Source organism: Streptomyces hawaiiensis (genome assembly GCF_004803895.1).
GTDB lineage: Bacteria > Actinomycetota > Actinomycetes > Streptomycetales > Streptomycetaceae > Streptomyces > Streptomyces hawaiiensis.
The window spans coordinates 6,240,701-6,259,552 of sequence record NZ_CP021978.1 but is presented as its reverse complement, the minus strand read 5'-3'; the positions used below and the strand labels follow the sequence as shown (position 1 = coordinate 6,259,552).

Annotated in this window: 17 protein-coding genes and 2 pseudogenes; 5 read left to right on the top strand and 14 right to left on the bottom strand. The window is 65.4% G+C overall.

Annotated features, from left to right (window positions below):
* The first annotated feature begins 11 nt into the window (after positions 1-11).
* The 5 genes from CEB94_RS29015 (at position 12) to CEB94_RS28990 (ending at position 6,450) form a co-directional block, all read left to right on the top strand.
* The gene (locus tag CEB94_RS29015) at positions 12-2,225 is read left to right on the top strand and encodes an ATP-binding protein (protein ID WP_175434977.1); all 2,214 of its coding nucleotides are present in this window, start codon (positions 12-14) and stop codon (positions 2,223-2,225) included.
* A 29-nt stretch (positions 2,226-2,254) separates the two neighbouring features.
* Positions 2,255-2,587: a winged helix-turn-helix transcriptional regulator gene (locus tag CEB94_RS29010; protein WP_175434976.1), complete on the top strand. Its 333-nt coding sequence runs from the start codon at positions 2,255-2,257 to the stop codon at positions 2,585-2,587.
* A gap of 70 nt (positions 2,588-2,657) precedes the next feature.
* Positions 2,658-3,872, top strand: a complete 1,215-nt coding sequence (locus tag CEB94_RS29005) for a PIN domain-containing protein (RefSeq protein WP_175434975.1) — start codon at positions 2,658-2,660, stop codon at positions 3,870-3,872.
* Positions 3,873-4,149: 277 nt separating this feature from the next.
* The gene (locus tag CEB94_RS29000; protein WP_175434974.1) at positions 4,150-5,382 is read left to right on the top strand and encodes a hypothetical protein; all 1,233 of its coding nucleotides are present in this window, start codon (positions 4,150-4,152) and stop codon (positions 5,380-5,382) included.
* Between the two features lie 309 nt (positions 5,383-5,691).
* Positions 5,692-6,450, top strand: a complete 759-nt coding sequence (locus tag CEB94_RS28990) for a hypothetical protein (RefSeq protein WP_175434973.1) — start codon at positions 5,692-5,694, stop codon at positions 6,448-6,450.
* Between the two features lie 1,735 nt (positions 6,451-8,185).
* Here CEB94_RS28990 and CEB94_RS41115 read toward each other — a convergent pair.
* The 14 genes and pseudogenes from CEB94_RS41115 to rpsP all read right to left on the bottom strand — a co-directional run.
* A pseudogene (locus CEB94_RS41115) lies at positions 8,186-10,135 on the bottom strand (type I restriction-modification system subunit M); the annotation flags it as partial.
* 326 nt (positions 10,136-10,461) lie between these two features.
* A pseudogene (locus tag CEB94_RS28980) lies at positions 10,462-11,166 on the bottom strand (magnesium chelatase domain-containing protein); the annotation flags it as partial.
* The gene (locus CEB94_RS28975) at positions 11,167-11,568 is read right to left on the bottom strand and encodes a YraN family protein (protein ID WP_175434971.1); all 402 of its coding nucleotides are present in this window, start codon (positions 11,566-11,568) and stop codon (positions 11,167-11,169) included.
* Positions 11,569-11,653: 85 nt separating this feature from the next.
* Positions 11,654-11,962: a DUF2469 domain-containing protein gene (locus CEB94_RS28970; protein WP_003993268.1), complete on the bottom strand. Its 309-nt coding sequence runs from the start codon at positions 11,960-11,962 to the stop codon at positions 11,654-11,656.
* A gap of 56 nt (positions 11,963-12,018) precedes the next feature.
* Complete coding sequence (locus CEB94_RS28965; protein WP_175434970.1) at positions 12,019-12,543, bottom strand: NUDIX hydrolase; 525 nt, start codon at positions 12,541-12,543, stop codon at positions 12,019-12,021.
* A complete protein-coding gene (gene lepB, locus CEB94_RS28960; protein ID WP_175434969.1) occupies positions 12,533-13,312 on the bottom strand; it encodes a signal peptidase I in 780 nt (259 codons plus the stop codon). Before lepB (CEB94_RS28960) ends, CEB94_RS28965 begins: the two co-directional genes overlap by 11 nt.
* Before the next feature lie 51 nt (positions 13,313-13,363).
* Positions 13,364-14,326, bottom strand: coding sequence for a signal peptidase I (gene lepB, locus CEB94_RS28955; RefSeq protein WP_175434968.1), 963 nt, complete (start codon positions 14,324-14,326; stop codon positions 13,364-13,366).
* On the bottom strand, positions 14,214-15,305 hold the full coding sequence (gene lepB / locus CEB94_RS28950; RefSeq protein WP_175434967.1) for a signal peptidase I: 1,092 nt from the start codon (positions 15,303-15,305) through the stop codon (positions 14,214-14,216). Before lepB (CEB94_RS28950) ends, lepB (CEB94_RS28955) begins: the two co-directional genes overlap by 113 nt.
* A complete protein-coding gene (gene lepB / locus CEB94_RS28945) occupies positions 15,298-16,023 on the bottom strand; it encodes a signal peptidase I (RefSeq protein WP_175434966.1) in 726 nt (241 codons plus the stop codon). Before lepB (CEB94_RS28945) ends, lepB (CEB94_RS28950) begins: the two co-directional genes overlap by 8 nt.
* A 45-nt stretch (positions 16,024-16,068) precedes the next feature.
* Positions 16,069-16,419, bottom strand: a complete 351-nt coding sequence (gene rplS, locus CEB94_RS28940) for a 50S ribosomal protein L19 (RefSeq protein WP_086600014.1) — start codon at positions 16,417-16,419, stop codon at positions 16,069-16,071.
* A 136-nt stretch (positions 16,420-16,555) separates the two neighbouring features.
* Positions 16,556-17,389 carry a tRNA (guanosine(37)-N1)-methyltransferase TrmD gene (gene trmD / locus CEB94_RS28935; RefSeq protein WP_175434965.1) on the bottom strand — a complete coding sequence of 278 codons (834 nt, stop codon included), beginning with the start codon at positions 17,387-17,389 and terminating at the stop codon, positions 16,556-16,558.
* The gene (gene rimM, locus CEB94_RS28930) at positions 17,389-17,949 is read right to left on the bottom strand and encodes a ribosome maturation factor RimM (RefSeq protein ID WP_175434964.1); all 561 of its coding nucleotides are present in this window, start codon (positions 17,947-17,949) and stop codon (positions 17,389-17,391) included. Before rimM ends, trmD begins: the two co-directional genes overlap by 1 nt.
* A gap of 82 nt (positions 17,950-18,031) precedes the next feature.
* A complete protein-coding gene (locus CEB94_RS28925) occupies positions 18,032-18,271 on the bottom strand; it encodes an RNA-binding protein (RefSeq protein WP_005479813.1) in 240 nt (79 codons plus the stop codon).
* 2 nt (positions 18,272-18,273) lie between these two features.
* Positions 18,274-18,693: a 30S ribosomal protein S16 gene (gene rpsP, locus CEB94_RS28920; RefSeq protein ID WP_175434963.1), complete on the bottom strand. Its 420-nt coding sequence runs from the start codon at positions 18,691-18,693 to the stop codon at positions 18,274-18,276.
* Between the last annotated feature and the right edge of the window lie 159 nt (positions 18,694-18,852).

Sequence of the window (18,852 nt, the reverse complement as noted above, 5' to 3'; positions counted from 1 at the left end):
CACGAACCATCATGAGCCTGTTCGAGCGCGACAAGATCGTCGGAACCTTCCGCGGCTTCGCCGAAAGCGGCATGGAGTTCCACGCCGACCTCGTCCTGCCGCACCACGACGACTTTCAGACTATGGCCATGCACGGCCAATTCGTCCTCGTCCAGCTCGAACACGAGCAGGAGGCGATCCTCGGACGTATCACCACCATCTCTTCCCAGGGGCGCCTCGTCTCTCCCATCGGCGAGGACTACGCCACCCGCGCCGTGCGCGACCAGCGGCCTATCCCCGACGAACTGCGTGAGCGCTACCTGAAGTACAAAGTCGACATCCGCATCCTCGGCGTGCTCCGCCAGGAAGGCGACAAGTACATCTTCGTCCCCAGCCACCGCCGCCTCCCGCACGTCGGTGCCCAGGTCGCGCTGCTGGGCGACGACCTGCTCGCCGAGGTCGTCAACGCCAACGACACCGACGGAGGAGCGGTCCCCATTGGCTACCTCGCCTTCGGCGAGTTCGTCTACGCCGGCAACGACAAGCGCGTCGGCGACACCTCTTGGATGCAGATCCAGCAGCCCACCATCATGCCGACCTTCCAGATCGACAAGCTCGTCGCCCGCCGCAGCTTCGTCTTCGCCCGCGCTGGCTTCGGCAAGTCCAACCTCGTCAAGCTGCTCTTCTCCGCCCTGTACGAGGACCAGCCCAAGGTCCCGCGGCGTAACGGCGAAGCGCCGGTCGGCACGATCATCTTCGACCCGGACGGCGAGTACTTCTGGCCCGACTTCAAGGGCCGCCCAGCCCTGTGCGACGTTCCCCATCTGCGCGATAAGCTCGTCGTCTTCACCAACCGCAAGGGTCCCAGCCCCTTCTACCAGTCCTTCGTCGTCAACGGCGTCAAGATGAACATCAAGGAGCTGCAGGCTTCCCGTGTCCTGGGCATTGCGCTGCCGCCGGAGAAGCAGGACCAGCAGAACGTCGTCAAGCTCAAGTCCCTCAGCGGCCCCAAGTGGAGCCGCCTCGTTGACCTGATCCACCGCGACAAGTACGGCGCCGACCGCGACGAGGTTCGAGAGATCCTCAAGCTCGGCGAGAGCCAGGAGGCGGAGACCAACGCGGCAATCGGAAACATGACCCGTGTTGTCAACGCTCTGCACGACCCCGACAGCCAGTTGCTCAGCGCTCTGAAGGATTGCCTGTCGCAGGGCAAGCTGTGCGTCGTCGACATCTCCCAGATGCGCGGCTCTCAGGGACTCCAGCTCGCCGGCGTGATCCTCGGCGACATCTTCGAGCACAACCAGAACCAGTTCACCGAGGCCGAGCCGAAGTCCATCCCCACCATCGCCGTCATCGAAGAGGCTCAGTCCGTCCTTGGCGGCTCCAGCCAGAGCGAGGACGGCCCCTTCGTCTCCTGGGTCAAGGAAGGCCGCAAGTACGACCTCGGGGCCTTGCTGATCACCCAGCAGCCGGGCAGCCTCCCGCAGGAGCTCCTCAGCCAGGGCGACAACTTCTTCGTCTTCCACCTGTTGTCCCAAGGCGACCTGATCTCCCTGAAGAAAGCCAACGCCCACTTCTCCGAGGACCTCCTAGCCACCCTCCTCAACGAGCCTCTCGTCGGCAACGGTATCTACTGGTCCAGCGCGCCCGGCACCGACCGCCACTCACGTCCGTACCCTGTCTCCGTACGCGTCCTCAGCTTCGAGGACTCCTACAACATGGCCGATCCCGATTACGCGCTCCCTGCCCCCGCCAGCTTCGCCGTCCAGGCCCGCACCGCCGTCGAGGAACGCCGCTCCGAAGCACGGGCCGCTTCGGCCAGCCTGGCCGCCAGCCACCCCCAGAACGAAGGACCCACCCCCGACGACGGTGACGCCCCGGCGGCCGACGACACCGCCATCGCTATTGCTCACCTCAGGGACAAACCCGAGTTCCAGCGGAAGATCCAGACCCCTGAAGGGATCAAGTGGGGCCGGATCGGCTTCCTGCTCGCGGAGAAGGCGCCTGCTCACGCACAGCGCACCGACTCGGCGAAGGATTGGGGATTTGGCCTGGTCAAGGAGGCATTGGATCGTCTCTACCCCGGCAACTGGGAGTCCGTACCGCGGACGGAGCCCGGCAGCACCGAAACCCGCAAGTGGGTCATGCTCAAGGAACACGCTCCGAAGTCTGAGCCGCAAGCGGACACGAAGAACGACGCCAAGCTCTTTGACACCGTAAAGACTGAAGAGGAGCCCCCCTTCTAAGCTCGTGCCACCGCCGAGGAAGGAGTGGCATGACCGCCGGCAACCGCAGCACCCCGCTGACCCGGGCCGAGAGCGACCTTCTTCAGACTCTCTCGGCCCGGTGGACGATGCACATCCTGCTAGCACTGCATACCGCCGACGGCTCGGGACGATTCGGCGAAATCCAGGAAGCCGTCACCGGGATCTCCAACCGTGTGCTCTCCAGCCGCCTTGCGGACCTGGAGGAACGCAGGTTGGTATCCAGGAACGTGACAGCGACCCGGCCGGTCAGCATCACCTACCGGCTCACCGACCTCGGCCAACAAGTTGCTGCCGCTCTGACCCGCCTGCGCGAGGTAGCGAAGTCCCCCTTCAACGCTTAAGTCCGGTGCGCCGAGGGGCAATACCTGAGACTCTGTGATCCAAATCTCAGATCAGATAGAGGCTCAGAGCGTGATCATTCTCGATGCGTGCATCGTCCGGGGTCTCAGCCTGGACGACAGCAGCGCCGACCTGCTGCGGGCGCTGCGCGCCGTCGGCGAACGCGTCGCCATTCCTTGGATGGTGGCGGAGGAACTCCTCGCACAACGGGTCCTCAGCCACCAAGAAGGCCACGACGCGGCAGCCGCGGCGCTGGCCAACTACGCGCGCCACACGCCGTGGAAACCGAGGTATCAGGTTGAGAAGCCCGACGTCGAACGCGTCCGGAAGCACTGGACTGCGGCGTTCGGGACTCTCGTAGAGACACTTCCGCCGAGCCCAGCGGCCATGCAAGCGGCCTTTTTCCGCGAAGCGAACGCTCTCCCGCCCTGTAAGAAGCAGGGAAGGAACAAGACCGGGACGAGGGACGCCGTCATCTGGCTCTCGGCGATCGAGTACGCCCGCGAGCACCGCGAGGAGACCGTCTGCTTCGTCAGCGGCAACACCACGGACTTCGGGAAGGGCAGCGGGTATCCCCCGCCGATGGACCAGGATGTCGCTGACCTCGGCGACCGGTTCATTCACTTCACGAAGCTCGACGAGGTGATCGAACGGTTTACGAAGCGCACAGAGACAGACGAGGTTCTCGCGGCCGAGATCCTCGGCTCACGAACGGTGCTCATCAGCATGGGGGAGGCGGCAGAGAAGCGCCTCGGCGCCTTGAGTGAGACCTTCCCGTGCACGACGCTTGGCCGCGAGGTCGGGCAGGAGACGGCAGTTATGTCCGCTGCGGGCTGGGTCGCGGTCAGGGCGTCGCTCCGCTCCGTGGACAAGCTCCGGGCGTACCGGATCGGCGAGCACGAGTGGTACACGGCCGTCGTCCGGTGGCGTATCTCTGGCATCGCCTACTTCGGCGACGGCGATTTCAGTGCCGGTTCCGCAGGCTCGTCCTGGACCACGTCTGTCCTGTTCACCCCGGACGCCGCCAACCCCCGCTTGACGATCCTCCGCTACGACCTGCCCCTCCCACTTTCCTCCGAGGAGTTCATGTCCCTCGGGCTCAACCAAGCAGTCATTTCGCTCGCCCCGCTAGCCGACGTCATTCTGATGCTCGCTCCAGCGATCAAGAAGCTTGCGCCGCGCGGACTTCCTCGGGCCTACGAAGGGGCGCTGGTGAAGCAGGCTCGACAGAGTGCCCTGGAGCGGCGGCTGAAGGCCGTACTGGCGGACGAAGAAGACGATGCGTAGACGCGAACTGGTCAGCTCCGGTCCCGGCCGGATCCCCCGCCACCGCCGCCTCCGATGCTGCGCCCGTACCGCTGCGCCCTGTGGCTGACCCGTCCGCCGACCTGGCCCCTGCGCGCGGCCGGCGACTTCACGGACGACGTGCCGACGAGGTGTAAGCCCACGCAATGTTCACGACGCTGACCCTCGACTTGGGATGCCCCCCCGGAGGCCCAACAGGACCCGTGCTGGACGAGGGTGCGACCACTGAGTCAAGATCGAGTTGAGGGGGAGGGGAAACTTGAACGAGAAGACTTTCACCGAGATGGCGAGCCGGTTCCTGCGCGCGTCCCTGGACTCGTGGCGCCAAGGGAACCACGCTTTCGCTGTCCTACACGCTGGTGTCGGATGCGAGCACATCCTCAAGGCCTTGCTGTGCCGTCACAACCCCTTGTTGATCGCTGAGAAGGGTGACCAGTCCTTCCGTTTTCACTCTCTTGGCCACGGGGATGCGAACGGCGTCAAGCCTCTCTCTGAGGCAAGGACCATCGGCATACTCGAAGCCTTCAAGACTGCAGCCGTCTTCATGCGCGGCCGTATGCCGGTGAATGAACGGACTTTTCGGCCATTCGCTGACTCCCGCAACGGCGTTGCGCACTCTGCCTACCTCGATGACATGGCCGTCAGGAAGGTCATCGAAACGGGTGTCCAGGTCGTCGAGTCTGTCCGCGCCGAGCTAGGCCTGGACCCAGCTGACTTCTGGGGCGAATACACGAGCGTCTTCGCAGATCTAAGCCAGGTTGCCTCCGTGCCCGCCCCCGCAGGGCCGGCCGAACGGCCTCTTCTGGAACCCTTGGCCCAACAACTTGCACTCGCCGCGCGCGAGCGTGCCCGCTCAGGTGTCTCGGTAGCCCTCAGCACAGGCATTGAAGCCGCCTCCTGGGACGAGGCCACAATGTCCAGAGAGCTCGAAGGGGATGTCACCCGCACTGCGCTGGACGCTGCACTGGTCACTGCACTACGGATCGAGGGATCCCAAGCCGGGCAAGCCGCCGAGAGGCTGCTCGTAGAGTACGGAGTGCTCCCGCTCCCTGCATCGCTGTCCTCCCACGAGGACCCTGGCGTCATGCAGCGGTTCCATACTGCTGTAACGGTCAAGGTCATGATCGCTTCAGGTGTCATCGCTGGACTCGTCGACGTGCAGGGTCGCCACCGCGATATGCCCCTAGTTGACATGCTGATCTATCTCGACCAAAGAGGCTGCCTGATAGGCAGTCGGGCAAGCGGTGACCACGTGTGGTGGCGTGAGTGCCCGGCCTGCGGTTACGCCGGCAACGTGTACGGGGACCTCAGCCCCGTACCCTGCCGCTGCGATGAGTGGGCGCAGTCGTGTATCCACCCTGGCGGGGTTGTCGACGTCGGAACGGTCGAGTCCTTCTCCTGTCCCTTCTGCGGCCTCTCCCTGAGCAACCGCGGGGAAATCGTCACGGCGGGCATCGAATCGCGTACCGAAGCCCCGGAAGAAGATCGGTGAGCAAGCGCGACGGCTGGAGCACGAGTAGGTCTAAGGGCTTGCAGATCATTAACATGTCGTCTTGATCTTGTTGCCGGGTGTGCTCGTTTGGGCGTGGACCCGAGCCTGGGCGACCGATGGGGTCGTCGCGGGCAGAATGACGATGCCGTGTGCCTTGAGCAACCGCCTGTTCTTCAGGAGCATGCGATGGCGGTACAGCTGGTGGCGAACGGTACGGCTAGGAGTTCGGCGGCCAGGGCGATGCGGCCTGCCTGACCAGCGTGAAAGCCATGGCTGGTCAGCGCAAAATAGATTGTGAGAGGAGGCGGCATGGCGGTAAAGGCAAAGCTAGAGGGCCATACCTTCGATCTAGATGCCTTGGTGGAACTCTTCCGCGAGGGCGACCCGAGGGTTAGCAAGGAGGAGGACGGCTACTACCTGAACTCGGCTGAGTTGGTCGGCCTCATGAACGACGGTGGGCGGTTGTTCGAGGCGGCTACTCACCTTCTCCAGCGAGTGACAGGGGTGGCACGTGTCCTGGACAGCAGCTTTCGGCCCGTCAGTCTGCCCGGCACCTTCGTGGAGGATGACGGCACGGGTAACAGGCGGCGTCACCATATTGTGCAGGCTGACACCGCTGTGGTTCGGTCCAAGGCGTACGGCGTAGTTCTGTCAGTGGGTGATGGACAGTCGCCACCATCTCAACCCCCGCCCCCATCACCGCCAGAAGGACCGCCATACATGCAGTTGGCGTCGAGCCACGTCGATGTGGCCGAGACTCTGGAAATCCTGGGCAGGTCAAGCGTTTCGCTAACCTGGGTTGATCTCTACAAGGTCTATGAAATTGTGCGTGGCAACGTGGGAGGCGATAAGCAACTCAAGGCGACGCAGTGGGTGTCCAGTGGTGATCTGTCTGCGTTTACGGCATCAGCTAATCGACCTGATGTGAGTGGCAGCGATGCGCGTCATGCAAGGGCTACCGGGGCTGGACTTCCGAAACGGACGATGAACCTGGCCGAGGGCGAGGCTTTCGTTCGCAGTCTGGTATTGGCCTGGTGGAACTACCTCGGTGGTCAGCCTTCAGCTTAAGGGCTTGCAGATCATCAAGGTGTTGGACGACCTCACCAACTCTCTGGCCCCCGACGGCAATACGCGGCGGGGTCGCCGCCACCAGCCGCACCGCCATCGCACGCTCCTGAAGAACAGGCGGTTGCTGAAGGCAAGGGCATCGTCATTCTGCCCGCGACGACCCCATCGGTCGCCCAGGCCCGGAGCACAACCAGCAACAAGATCAAACCAACGCGTTGATTCCCGCAAGCCCTAAGCCACAATGCCTGCCCCAATGACAGTGGCGAGGCCTGCGGGGACGGGCAGCGTGGCCTTGGCGCGACGGCGCTGAGCCCGGTACTCGACAGCACGGGAAATGGTGGCGATCTACCCTGATCGATCCCTTCCTCAGGCCGTACTTCATGAAGGACGGAGGCTAGAGATCTGGATATGTAATTTCTTTGGGATGATCTCTCAGGCTCTTCAGCGTCAGCACGCCCTGTTCTACTTTATCAACGAGAAATAGCTCGCGAGTCTTGCAATCGGAGCATACGTCCACGGACGCCAGGGGCCAAAGGTCGAGCGGCGCTTTTGTAGGGCCATTCCCTATGTAGATGCGCTTGGGTCTCAACGGGCGCTGACTGGACTCCTCAAGAGGTTCCCAAGCCGGGTGGCTCCCACGGAGACGCTGCTTTACCAGGTTGAAAGAGGCCGTATCGAGGTACTCGCACCGCTCGACCCAATCCCAATGCGTAGTGGCGAGCCAAGATACCGATCTAAGGGTCCGCAGGACGAGGTGTTCAAGTTCATCTGCAGCGTCGCCGATCTCGTGCATTTCACGCACGCCATGAGCATGGGCTGACCCACTATTTCTGAATTCCTTGATCCCTCTAAGCAGCAAGTGTGCATCCCCGCGGGCGTCAGGATCTAGGATCGCCCCTGGTGCGGCCCGCCAGCCAAGAATCGTCGTCCATGTGCCGAAGGTGGCGCCGGATCGAAATTTCTGCCTCAAAGTCTTGAGGAACTCTTCCTTGTCAGCCTGCGCCAACTCTGCCAGGGCGATGATCCCGAGTGTTCGCGCGATACCTTCCCCGAGCTTCAGCAGGGAATCCATTCGCTCCGCCGGATGGGTACTTGGCGCAATACTGCTGATTCGGTACCTTCGGGCCAGTGCTGCCACATGAAATGGGTAGCTCCATTCTGCCCGCGATACTGGATCTTCGAGTGCCTGCGTCAGTCCACCAATCAATAGCGCCTCAGCATCAGCCGCCTGTATGGTCCTGCGTAGCTCTTGAATATTTGAGTCTGCTCCTGAGAATACGTTCGGCAGCAGATCAGATGTCGCGGCCCGGAGCCTGTGTCGGGCGGACTGCACATTCTCGAGGAGATCGTCAAATTCCTCGGCCCGGACAACGTCGACAGGAACCGGCAGCATCATCAGGTCAGATCCTGCGGGCAACTGCTTCGTAGCTGCTGGGGAATTCAGCCACTCGCAGAGGGCTCTACCGGTCCCTGGATCCTGAGGGCGAAGGACGATCAGGGATGTGACAGCTTGGCCGAATAGCTGAGGTAGAAGACGCCAGCTTCCCGACCGCCCCACGATGTCACCGCCGGCGCACGGCGTCAGCGCAGTTATTCCTTCAGGCGGAGAAGGAATCTCCAGAGCAGAATCAACCACGTGAAGATCTTGAGCTCGCAGATAGCGCAGCTTCTCCTTCAAGTAGGAGTTTGCGTCCTCGGGCGACTCCTCGGTTTCGCTGTTTTGGGGTCCGACTCTCTCAGTCACAAGGCGACAGAACTCTTCGAGCGGTTCAAAGGTAGCCTTGAGGCGGGCCACGAAAAACAGTTCCGGTCTGATCTGATAGCCCGTCTTGGTCTTGGCCGGGTCGATCCATGCGTCCGGGATTTTCGGTTTGATCTCGTGCGCGAGGTAGTCATCGACATCCGCGCCCAGGGGAATCCTTTTGTACTCACGCAACTTCGCGTCTGCCTCTACCACCCCTCTCACTCGCTGGATTTCGCCTCTTGGGTCCCGTACACCAATCGCGTCACGCACTGCTTTGGCGAACGGTCCTCCTGTGGGCCAACTCAGGCCAGCCACCGCCACGACCCTCTTCATCGCCGTCAGCGCCTGCGGCTGAGTGTCCCAGGATGAGCCCCGCAGTGTCCTCACGGCCGCCACGAACTGCTCACTCTTTTCAAGCCTCTGTACCGGCTTCGCCGCTGCCAACGCTGTCAGCGTTTCGTCGTTGGCCTCAAAGCGGAGCTTCAATGGCTGCTCCACCGTGACCTGCTGGTACCCGAAGTACTCGTTGTGGAGGACCTTCACCTTGGCATGACGTGGGCTCTTGGGGTCTTGCGCAACCTCCAGCGCCTGTTCGTATAGCTCAGTGATCGCACGGACGTGCTCGTTGCCTACTTCCCGACGCTTATCCCCCATGGACTTGCGCATCTTCTGCCACTCGTCACGCGCATCCAGCAAGACCACTCGGCCCTTACGGTCAGATGTCTTGCGATTCGTGATAATCCAGAGGTATGTAAAAACGCCAGTGTTGTAGAACAACTGTTCCGGAAGGGCGACGATTCCTTCCAGCCAGTCATTTTCCAGTATCCATCGCCGGATTTCCGATTCGCCCGATCCGGCCGCACCATTTGACAGGGGTGATCCGTTAAAAATGATCGCGACGCGGGAACCTCCCTCCCCGTTCACGTCTACCGGCTTCATTTTGGAGATCATGTGCTGAAGAAATAGAAGCGAGCCGTCGTTGATACGCGGCAGTCCGGCGCCGAAGCGGCCGGACGCCCCGAGGTGCTGGTGCTCGCGCTCGACCTCTTCTTTTGCTTTTTTCCATTCAATGCCGTATGGGGGATTAGCAAGGAGGTAGTCGAACTTTCGCTGCGCATGCCCATCATCGGTAAGGGAATCACCGAACGCAATATTGCCTGGGCTCTTTCCCTTGATCAAGAAATCCGACTGGCAGATAGCCCACGACTCTGGGTTAAGCTCCTGCCCGTACGCGTCGACGGTCGCATCTGGATTCAGCTCCTTAATGTGATCCTCGACAGCGCTAAGCATTCCGCCCGTGCCACACGCCGGGTCCATGACAGTGCGGACAGCGCCTGGAGCGGTGACGATATCGCTATCCGGAGAAACCAAAAGATTTACTGTCAGCCTGATGGCATCACGCGGGGTAAAATGCTCACCGGCCGTCTCATTGGAGTGCTCCGCGAACCGGCGAATGAGCTCCTCGAATACGATGCTCATTCTGTGATCGGGTACAACATCAGGGCGCAAATCGAGATCGGCAAATTTACCGGTCACATGTTGGAGCAGTCCAGCGCCGTCCAGCCGCCGAGTCTGCCCGTCGAAATCAAAGCGATCCAGAATCCCGCGAGCTTCGTCCGAGAATGCCCTGACGTAGAGTTGAAGATTTTTCGCCGTGTTCTCCGGATCCGAGGCGATTCCCCTCAGCGTCAGGTGACTCGTGTTGTAGAAGACGTGTCCAGAGGCACGCTGCAGGAGACCCTTCGGGACGATCTCGCTGTCCTCATACTGGTCAGAGAGATCCGCAACTTTGTCGCGCGTTGGCTCTAGTACGCACTCCAGTCGGCGCAACACAGTAAACGGCAGGATAACCTTCCCGTAATCGGATTGTTTATAGTCGCCGCGCAAAAGGTCAGCGACGGACCAGACCAAACCAGTTAGATGCTGCACGCCGTCGTTCACTGAAGCCCCCGAACAGATAGCCAATGTTCAAGGAGAATCGTCCCATGGGTGAGCAGCGTGACGGGTAGGAACTGCCAACAAGGCGCTCATGGGGCACTGTGCACAGCCTCGGTTCGGTGAAGCAGCGCTCCGATCCCTCGCTCCTGCGCACCGAGTCAAGGTCCTCATGCCCAACGGGGCGTCCGTACGGTTGAGATTTATGCTCAGCAGCTCGACCAGCCCATACATCCGGGTTTGCCCATAATGCTCTTTGGCCCGCGCGCTGGGCCGACCTCCAGCCAGGCAGCCAAGCTATTCCTCAGGTTCCGATAGCTGGGGTTACCAATACCCGCTGCGGCCACCTCCACGGCCGTGCGCGCCGAGGTCTGCCCGACGACGTCCGCCAGGTCATGGCCGTGGTCGTGCTGGGCCGCGCCGACGCTGTGCATGCCCGTGGCCGCGCCGGTCCCGGGCATGCGCAGCCCGGCCAGCAAGGGGTCCGGGCGGCCCTGCTCGTCCGGCTCCTCGTCGGGCACCGGTTCGTCGGCCAGAATGGCGATCAACTGCCGCAGGCTGCGGACGCCCAGCACCGACACGCCGGGCACGAGGGACGCCTCGGCGGCGGCGCACTCCGGCACCACCACCTGCTCATAGCCCGCGTCGGCCGCCGCCAGCACCGCCGGCAGCACCCCTCGCACCGGCCGCACCCGCCCGTCCAGCCCGAGTTCGCCGATCATCACGATGTCGGCGAGCACCCGCGGGTCGACGCGCTCCGCCGCGCCCAGCACGGCCGCGGCGACGGCCAGGTCGAAGCCGCTGCCGGACTTCGGTACCGAGGCCGGACTCAGGCCGACCGTGAGCTTCTTCTGGGGCCAGGCCGCGCCCGAGTTGACGACCGCGGCGCGCACCCGGTCCCGGCTCTCCGTGAGGCTCTTGTCGGGCAGCCCCACCAGCGTGAACGCCGCGACGCCGGGTTCGAGGTCGGCCTGCACCTCGACGACCACGCCCTCGACGCCCACCAGCGCCACCGAACACGTACGGGCGAATGCCATTCAGACCACCCCCCGCACATGCTCGACCACGGCGGCGCCGCGGGCCGGCAGCAGCACCCCGACCACGTCGATGCGGACCCCTCCGGGCGGTGCGCCTCCGTGTGCCTGGATCCACCGCTCGGCGAGATCCCGCAGCCGCTCCGCCTTCTGCGGGGTCACGGCCGCCATCGGATGCTCGAAGGGACCCTCCCTGCGGGTCTTCACCTCGCAGACGACCAGGACGTCCCCGTCCCTGGCCACGATGTCGATCTCGCCGGTCCAGCCGGAGCGCCAGTTGCGCTCCAGGACCGTCAGACCGGCCTCGGCCAGCCGGCGTGCGGCCAGGCTCTCCCCGTACTTACCCATGGCACTGCGTGCCAGATGTGCGGTCATGTCGGCACCACCTCCGGCGCCAACGATCACGCACCCACCACCGTGAAGTGGATCTTGGTGGACAGCTCAGCGACTGTGGACAACCTCGTCACCCTCCCGGGTGATCGAGCGGGCGTCACCCGCTCGGCAGCTCCAGGTCGCTCTTGTTCAGCTCCTCGATGTTCACGTCCTTGAACGTGAGGACCCGGACCTGCTTCACGAACCGTGCCGGCCGATACATGTCCCACACCCAGGCATCCGCCATGGACACCTCGAAAAACACCTCACCCTGGACCGAGTGCACCTGCATCTCGTAGTCATTGGTCAGGTAGAAGCGCCGCTCGGTCTCGATCACGTATTTGAACAGACCGACGACATCGCGGTACTCCCGGTAGAGCTTCAGCTCCATCTCGGTCTCGTACTTCTCGAGGTCCTCGGCGCTCATGGCATGTTCCCCTTCAGCCGTGCGATCCCCCCATTGTGCGCCAGTCCCGTGAGCCCCTAGACGATTTCCGGGTCAAGGATCACAGGCCTGGCCGGGGGACCTTCGTCGAGCAGCGTGCGCAGCAGCCCGGCGAGTCTGGTCGGATACACCGTCTCATGTGCCCGGCCCAGTTCCGGACACGTCCACCAGCGCGCTCCGGCGACACTGCGCCGTTCCAGCTCGGTCAGCCCGGTGGCGGCCACCGCCGTGCGCTCCGTACGAGCCAGGTAGTACCACTCGTCCTGGTCCCAGCGGCGGCCCGCGAACGGGAAGGAGCACCTCCGCCGCCACAGCACGGGGCCGAGCTCGACCTCGGTGATGCCCGTCTCCTCGGCGAGTTCCCGCAGGGCGGCCTGTTCACGGGTCTCGTCACCCTCCACTCCCCCGCCGGGGGTGAACCACCAGGCGTCGGCCGGATCGTCTGGCTCGTGCCCGTGCAGCATCAGGATGCGGTCCTGCGGGTCGAGCAGCACGACCCGGGCCACCTTGCGCAGCCCGCCCTCGTAGGTGTCCTGGCCCGCCCCCACGGCCTCAGCGGACACCTGTGGGCTCCGCGCTCGCCCGGCGGGCCCGGGCCGCGCCCGCCCGCTTGGCGAGGGGCCCGTAGGCGCCTCCGCCCAGGACGAGAACGGCGCCGGCGATCACGAGGACGGTGATCGTCCGCAGCGGGCCGGGCGAGGAGAGGGTGCTGAGCGCCTCGAAGCCGGTGGGGCGCTCCAGCATTCCCTTCATGGGCCAGACGACGGCGTCGACGCGGGCGTCCACGGCAGAGCTCGCCACCGTGCCGCTGGCGGCGTCGGTCAGGTGGGCCGTTGAGTCCACGGAGTTGCCTCGCTCGTCGCCGAGCAGGAAGAGACGGCCCTCGGGGACGGTCACCGTCGGGAAGTTGCTCATCTCGGCCGGTGTGCCCTTGGGCAGGTACGTTTCGTCGATCTCCTTGCCGTTGACCTTCAGCTTGCCGTCCTGGCAGCAGGAGACCGTGTCGCCGCCGACGGCGACCACGCGCTTGACCATCGGCGCGTTGGCCCAGGTCGCGTCCTTGAAGACGACCACGTCACCGCGGCGCACCTCGGCGCCGTCGACGCGCTGCGCCAGGATCCGGTCGCCCGCGTCGATCGTCGGAGTCATCGAACTGGTGGGGACGGTGTACGGCCGGTAGACCACCGCTCCCCAGGCGAAACCACCCAGGAACAGCACAAGGCCCAGTGCGACGGCCAGCCCGGACAACCGCTGTCCGGTCCGGCTGCCCACCGGGCCCGTGCCGGGGCCACCGCCGCGCGGGGCCGTGTGCGTCATGCTCTCGCCACCCATGGGTCCGCACCCTACCCGGGGGTACCGGCCGGGGTCAGCCCATGGCCGGGTTCACGGCTTCCTGCGGCGCCAGAGCACCACCGGCACCACACCGAGGAGCGCGATCCCCTGCGGTGCGACCGGCAGACCCGCCGCGTTCGGCTGGGCGTTCAGACCGGACTGGTCGAAGGTGTCCGGCACCGGCAGCGTGGACCAGCGGTTGATCGGCCAGGCGACGACGACGGCACGGCCGACGACATCCTTCACCGGGACCATGCCGTGGTTCTTGTCGGACTGGTTGTAGCGGGAGTCCCGCGAGTTTTGCCGGTGGTCGCCCATGACCCAGATGTAGCCCTCGGGGACCTTCACCTTGAACTTGCCGCCCTGGTCGTCGACGCTGCACGGCGTGTTACCGGCGTAGACGTACGACCGCTCGTCCAGCGCCTTGCCGTTGACCGTGAGCGGGCCGGTGCCAACGCACTGGATCGTGTCGCCGCCGACGCCGATGACGCGCTTGATGAGGTCCTTCTCCTCCGCGGACGGCATGAGGCCGATCCAGCTGAGGAAGGTCTGCAGGGCGTTCGGATCCGCGGTCGGCTCGCCGGCCAGCCAGTTGTCCGGGTCGTGGAAGACGACGACCTCGCCGCGCTCGGGCTCGGAGCCGAACCAGGGGGTGAGTTTGTCGACCAGGACGCGGTCACCCTGCTGGAGGGTGTTCTGCATCGAGTCGGAGGGGATGGAGAACGCCTGCACCAGGAAGGTCTTGATCAGCAGCGCCAGTACCAGCGCGATACCGATCAGGATGGGCAACTCCTTCCAGAAGGAGCGCGGCTTCTTCGGTGTCCGGGCCGTACCGCCCGGCCCCTGGCCCTCGGCTGTCGTGTGCTCGCCCGTCACCTTGTCGTCCTCGGCTGCCCCGGAGTCACTCCCGGAGGTCACGGCGCTGTCCGCGGCCGGGACGGCGGATTCCGCGGGGCGTCCGCGATGCTCCTCGCCGTCGTGTCCGGACCGTGCGCCAACCGCCACATCCCCCACGCCAACTCCTCACTCTGTGCCGCCGCCTGCCCCACACACGACGCAGGCCCACCACTCCCATAACGAGCGGGAGTTCCGCAGGGGTCGGGAGCTGGATCGTTCCGTTCGAATCGTAGGGGGCAACCCTATGCGACAGTTCGGGAGCAGCGGTCGACCCGGTGGCCGAGTCGGACACGGAGGCGTACGTATTCGGTTCCTCCAGCATGTTCCAGTGTCCGAAGGGCCAGGCGATGACCATGGCGCGGCCCACCACCTCGCCTTCGGAGACCGTGCCCCCGTAGTCGGTGTCCTGGTGGGCGCGGGAGTCCGCGGAGTTGTTCCGGTGGTCGCCCATCACCCACAGCCGCCCCTGGGGGACCGTGATGTCGAACGGCGTGTCGGACGGGGCGATTCCGGGGTACAGGTAGTCCTCGTTCAGCGGGACGCCGTTGACGGTCACGCGCCCCTGCGTGTCGCAGCACTGGACGCGGTCGCCGCCGACGCCGACGACCCGCTTAATGAGGTCCTTCTCGTTCTCGGAGGGCAGCAGGCCGATGAAGGTGAGCCCTTCCTTGACCTGCTTGATGACGACGGGGTCGTCCTTCTGCGTGGTGGGCTGCTCGTCCTTGAGCCAGCCGCCGGGATCCTTGAAGACGACGACGTCCCCGCGCTGCGGCTTGGAGCCGAACCACGGGGTGAGTTTGTCGACCAGGACGCGGTCGCCGATCTGGATCGTCTGTTCCATGGAGCCGGACGGGATGACGAAGGCCTGGACGAGGAACGTCTTCAGCACGAGCGCTATCAGGACGGCGACGCCCACGAGGAGCGGTATCTCCTTGACGGCACCGCGCCTGCGGCGCCGCTTGACCTTGCGCTGGAGTTTGCGGCGCTCGGCCCGCGTACGGCCCCCGGACGGGCCGGCGGCGCGCCGGGCGCCGGTGGGCAGCAGGTTCTCCGCGGGGCCCGCAGGGACGCCGCGCGGTTTGCCGCGGTTACCCATGGGCGCCCGCCCTTCCGGCGGCTGGCACACGCGCGTAGGCGTCCGGGCGGTGCAGCCGGGTGGCGTGGCCGAAGGGCCAGATGATCCAGTCGGCGCGGCCGATCACGTCGCCGACGGGGATCATGCCGCCACCCGGCGAGCCGAGGTGGTCGCGGGAGTCGCTGGAGTCGCTGCGGTGGTCGCCGAGGACGAACAGGGTGCCGCCGGGCACGACGACGTCGAAGGCCACCGTGGACGGGCTGTCGCCCGGGTACAGGAAGCCCGACTCGTCGACCGGCCGGCCGTTCACCCGGATCCTCCCCTCCCTGTCGCAGCAGACCACGTGGTCTCCCCCCACGCCCACAACGCGTTTGATGTAGTCCGCGTGCCCGAAGTACCCGGTCCCGTCGAACACGACGATGTCTCCCCGCTGCGGCGCGGCACCGAAACGGTATGCCAACTTATTTACGAGAACCCGGTCCCCGACCCTCAATCCCTGCTCCATGGATCCGCTGGGGATCTGGAACGGCCGCAGCACGAACGTACTGAGCGACAGCAGGAACAACAGGCAGACCAGCAGGGTGAGAGTGATCCGGCCGCCCGGGACCCAGTCGGTGACACGCGACACCAACACGAAACGCGACCGGCCCTCCGGCCCTGCGGAGTCCGAGGTTGTTTCCTCGGAATCGGAAGGGCGGGAGGAGCGGTCGCGCTCCGTGTGCTGTGCTTCGGTGTCCATCGGAGCCAGATGCTATCCGGCCCCGACGCGAACCCCGGAGAGCGCTCAGTTCTCGCGCTTCTCCTTGATCTTCGCGGCCTTGCCGCGCAGCTCGCGCAGGTAGTACAGCTTGGCGCGGCGGACGTCACCCTTGGTGACGAGCTCGATCTTCTCCACGATCGGGGTGTGCACCGGGAAGGTGCGCTCGACGCCGACGGAGAAGGAGACCTTGCGAACCGTGAAGGTCTCGCGCACGCCGGAGCCCTGGCGGCGGATCACGACGCCCTTGAACTGCTGCACACGGGAGCGGTTGCCCTCGATGACGCGGACGTGCACGTTGACCGTGTCGCCCGGGCGGAAGGCGGGGACGTCGCTACGCAGCGACGCGGTGTCGACGGTGTCGAGCAGGTGAGACATTTCGTCTGCTTTCCTCGCTGATGCCACAGGTCATCAACGGAAACTAGGTGTTTCGGAGTGAGGGTTGCGCGGGTCGGGGCGGACGTCGTCTCCCCCTGTGGCAGGGGCGCACGCCGGACGGACGCACAACAGCTGGCTATTCTTCCACGCCGTCGGTCCTGCGCCAAAATCGGTCGTACGGCTCCCCCGCCGGGTCGGGTGCCCAGCCCAGGATGGATAGCATCTCGCGGTCCTTCTTGTCGAAGGCCTTGGGGTCGCACCGCTCGATGAGGTCGGGCCGGTGGGCGGTGGTGCGCTTCAGGGCCTGGTCGCGGCGCCAGCGGGCGATCTTCCCGTGGTGGCCGCTGAGCAGTACGTCGGGGATGTCCCGGCCGCGCCACTCGGGCGGCTTGGTGTAGACGGGCCCCTCCAGCAGGTTTGCCATGGCGCCGGGCGCGAAGGAGTCGTCCCGGTGGGACTCGGCGTTGCCCAGGACCCCGGGCAGCAGCCGAGCCACGGCCTCGGTGACGACGAGGACGGCCGCCTCGCCGCCGGCCAGGACATAGTCGCCGATGGACACCTCGTAGACCGGCATCCGTGTCGCGTACTCGTCGACGACGCGGCGGTCGATGCCCTCGTAGCGGGCCGGCGTGAAGATCAGCCAGGGGCGCTCGGAGAGGTGGACGGCGAGTTCCTGGGTGAAGGGGCGGCCGCTGGGGGTGGGCACGATGAGGGCGGGCGCCCGGGAGCCCGTCTCGTAACCGTCGGCCAGGACGGAGTCCAGTGCGTCCCCCCACGGCTCGGTCTTCATGACCATGCCGGGGCCGCCGCCGTAGGGGGTGTCGTCGACGGTGTTGTGGCGGTCGTAGGTCCAGGAACGAAGATCGTGGACGTGCACGTCGAGCTGTCCACGCGCGCGTGCCTTGCCGACCAGCGAGACGTTCAGCGGTTCCAGGTACTCGGGAAAGATCGTGACGACGTCGAGGCGCATTACGACTCTTCCCGGCCGGAGGCGTCTTCCCGGCTGGAGGCGATCTCGGCGCGGTCGTCGATCAGGCCCGGCGGCGGGGTGATGACGGCCTTCTGCTCCTCGAGGTCGATCTCGGCGACGATCTCCTCGACGAAGGGGATCAGCACCTCACTGCCGTCGGGGCGCGCCACGATGAACAGGTCCTGCGAGGGTAGGTGCGAGATCTCCGTGATGCGGCCGACCTCGGTGCCGTCCGCGGTGACCACGTCGAGGTCGATGAGCTGGTGGTCGTAGTACTCGTCCTCGCCCTCGGGCAGTTCCTCGGGGTCGATGTCGGCGATCAGGAGGGTGTTGCGCAGGGCCTCGGCGCCGGTGCGGTCGCTGACGCCCTCGAAGCGCAGCAGGAGGCGGCCGCTGTGGACGCGGCCCGTCTCGATGGTGAGCGGTCCCGCGGCGGCGGGATCGGTGGTGAGTACGGCACCGGGGCCGAGCCTCAGCTCCGGCTCGTCGGTCCGCACCTCGACGGTGACCTCACCCTTGATGCCATGGGCACGGCCGATCCGTGCGACTACCAGCTGCACGTGTCCATTCTCCTGTCATACGACTGCGGGCCGGGGACGGCCCTGTGGCCCTCCCCGGCCCGAGCCGGTTGCGCGATTGGCGTCAGCGGACGTGGTCCACGTCGACGAGATCGACGCGGACGCCGCGACCGCCGATGGCGCCCACGACGGTGCGCAGGGCGCGTGCGGTGCGGCCGTTGCGGCCGATCACCTTGCCGAGGTCGTCCGGGTGGACCCGGACCTCGAGCACGCGACCGCGACGCAGGTCACGCGAGGCGACCTGCACATCGTCAGGGTTGTCGACGATGCCCTTCACGAGGTGCTCGAGAGCCTCCTCGAGCATGCTCAGGCCTCGGTCGAAGCGGACTCAGCGGCGGCCTCGTCCTTCTTCTCAGCCTTCTTCTTCTGGGTGATCGCCTCACCCTTACCCTCGTCGTCACCGCCGATGGCCTCGAACGACGGGCGCGCGGCCTTCTCGGGCTGCGTCAGCAGCGGAGCCGGGGCGGGCTCGCCCTTGTACTTCTGCCAGTCGCCGGTCTTCTTGAGGATGGCCATCACGGGCTCGGTCGGCTGCGCGCCGACACCGAGCCAGTACGCCACACGCTCGGCGTCGACCTCGATCACCGACGGGTGGTACGTCGGGTGGTACTTGCCGATCTCCTCGATGGCCCGGCCGTCACGGCGGGTACGGGAGTCGGCGACGACGATGCGGTAGTGAGGCGAACGGATCTTGCCCAGACGCTTCAGCTTGATCTTGACTGCCACGGGAGTGGGTTCTCCTGGTTTTGACGTGGTTGGGCACGGCGGGAATGCCGCGTGGGGTTGCGGTACCCGAGTGCCCGATGGACGCGTCAGCCGGAGGCGAGAGGGTTCCTATGCGGCTGTCGAGTACAGCTAGCCATTGTGCCACACCCCATGGGTCGC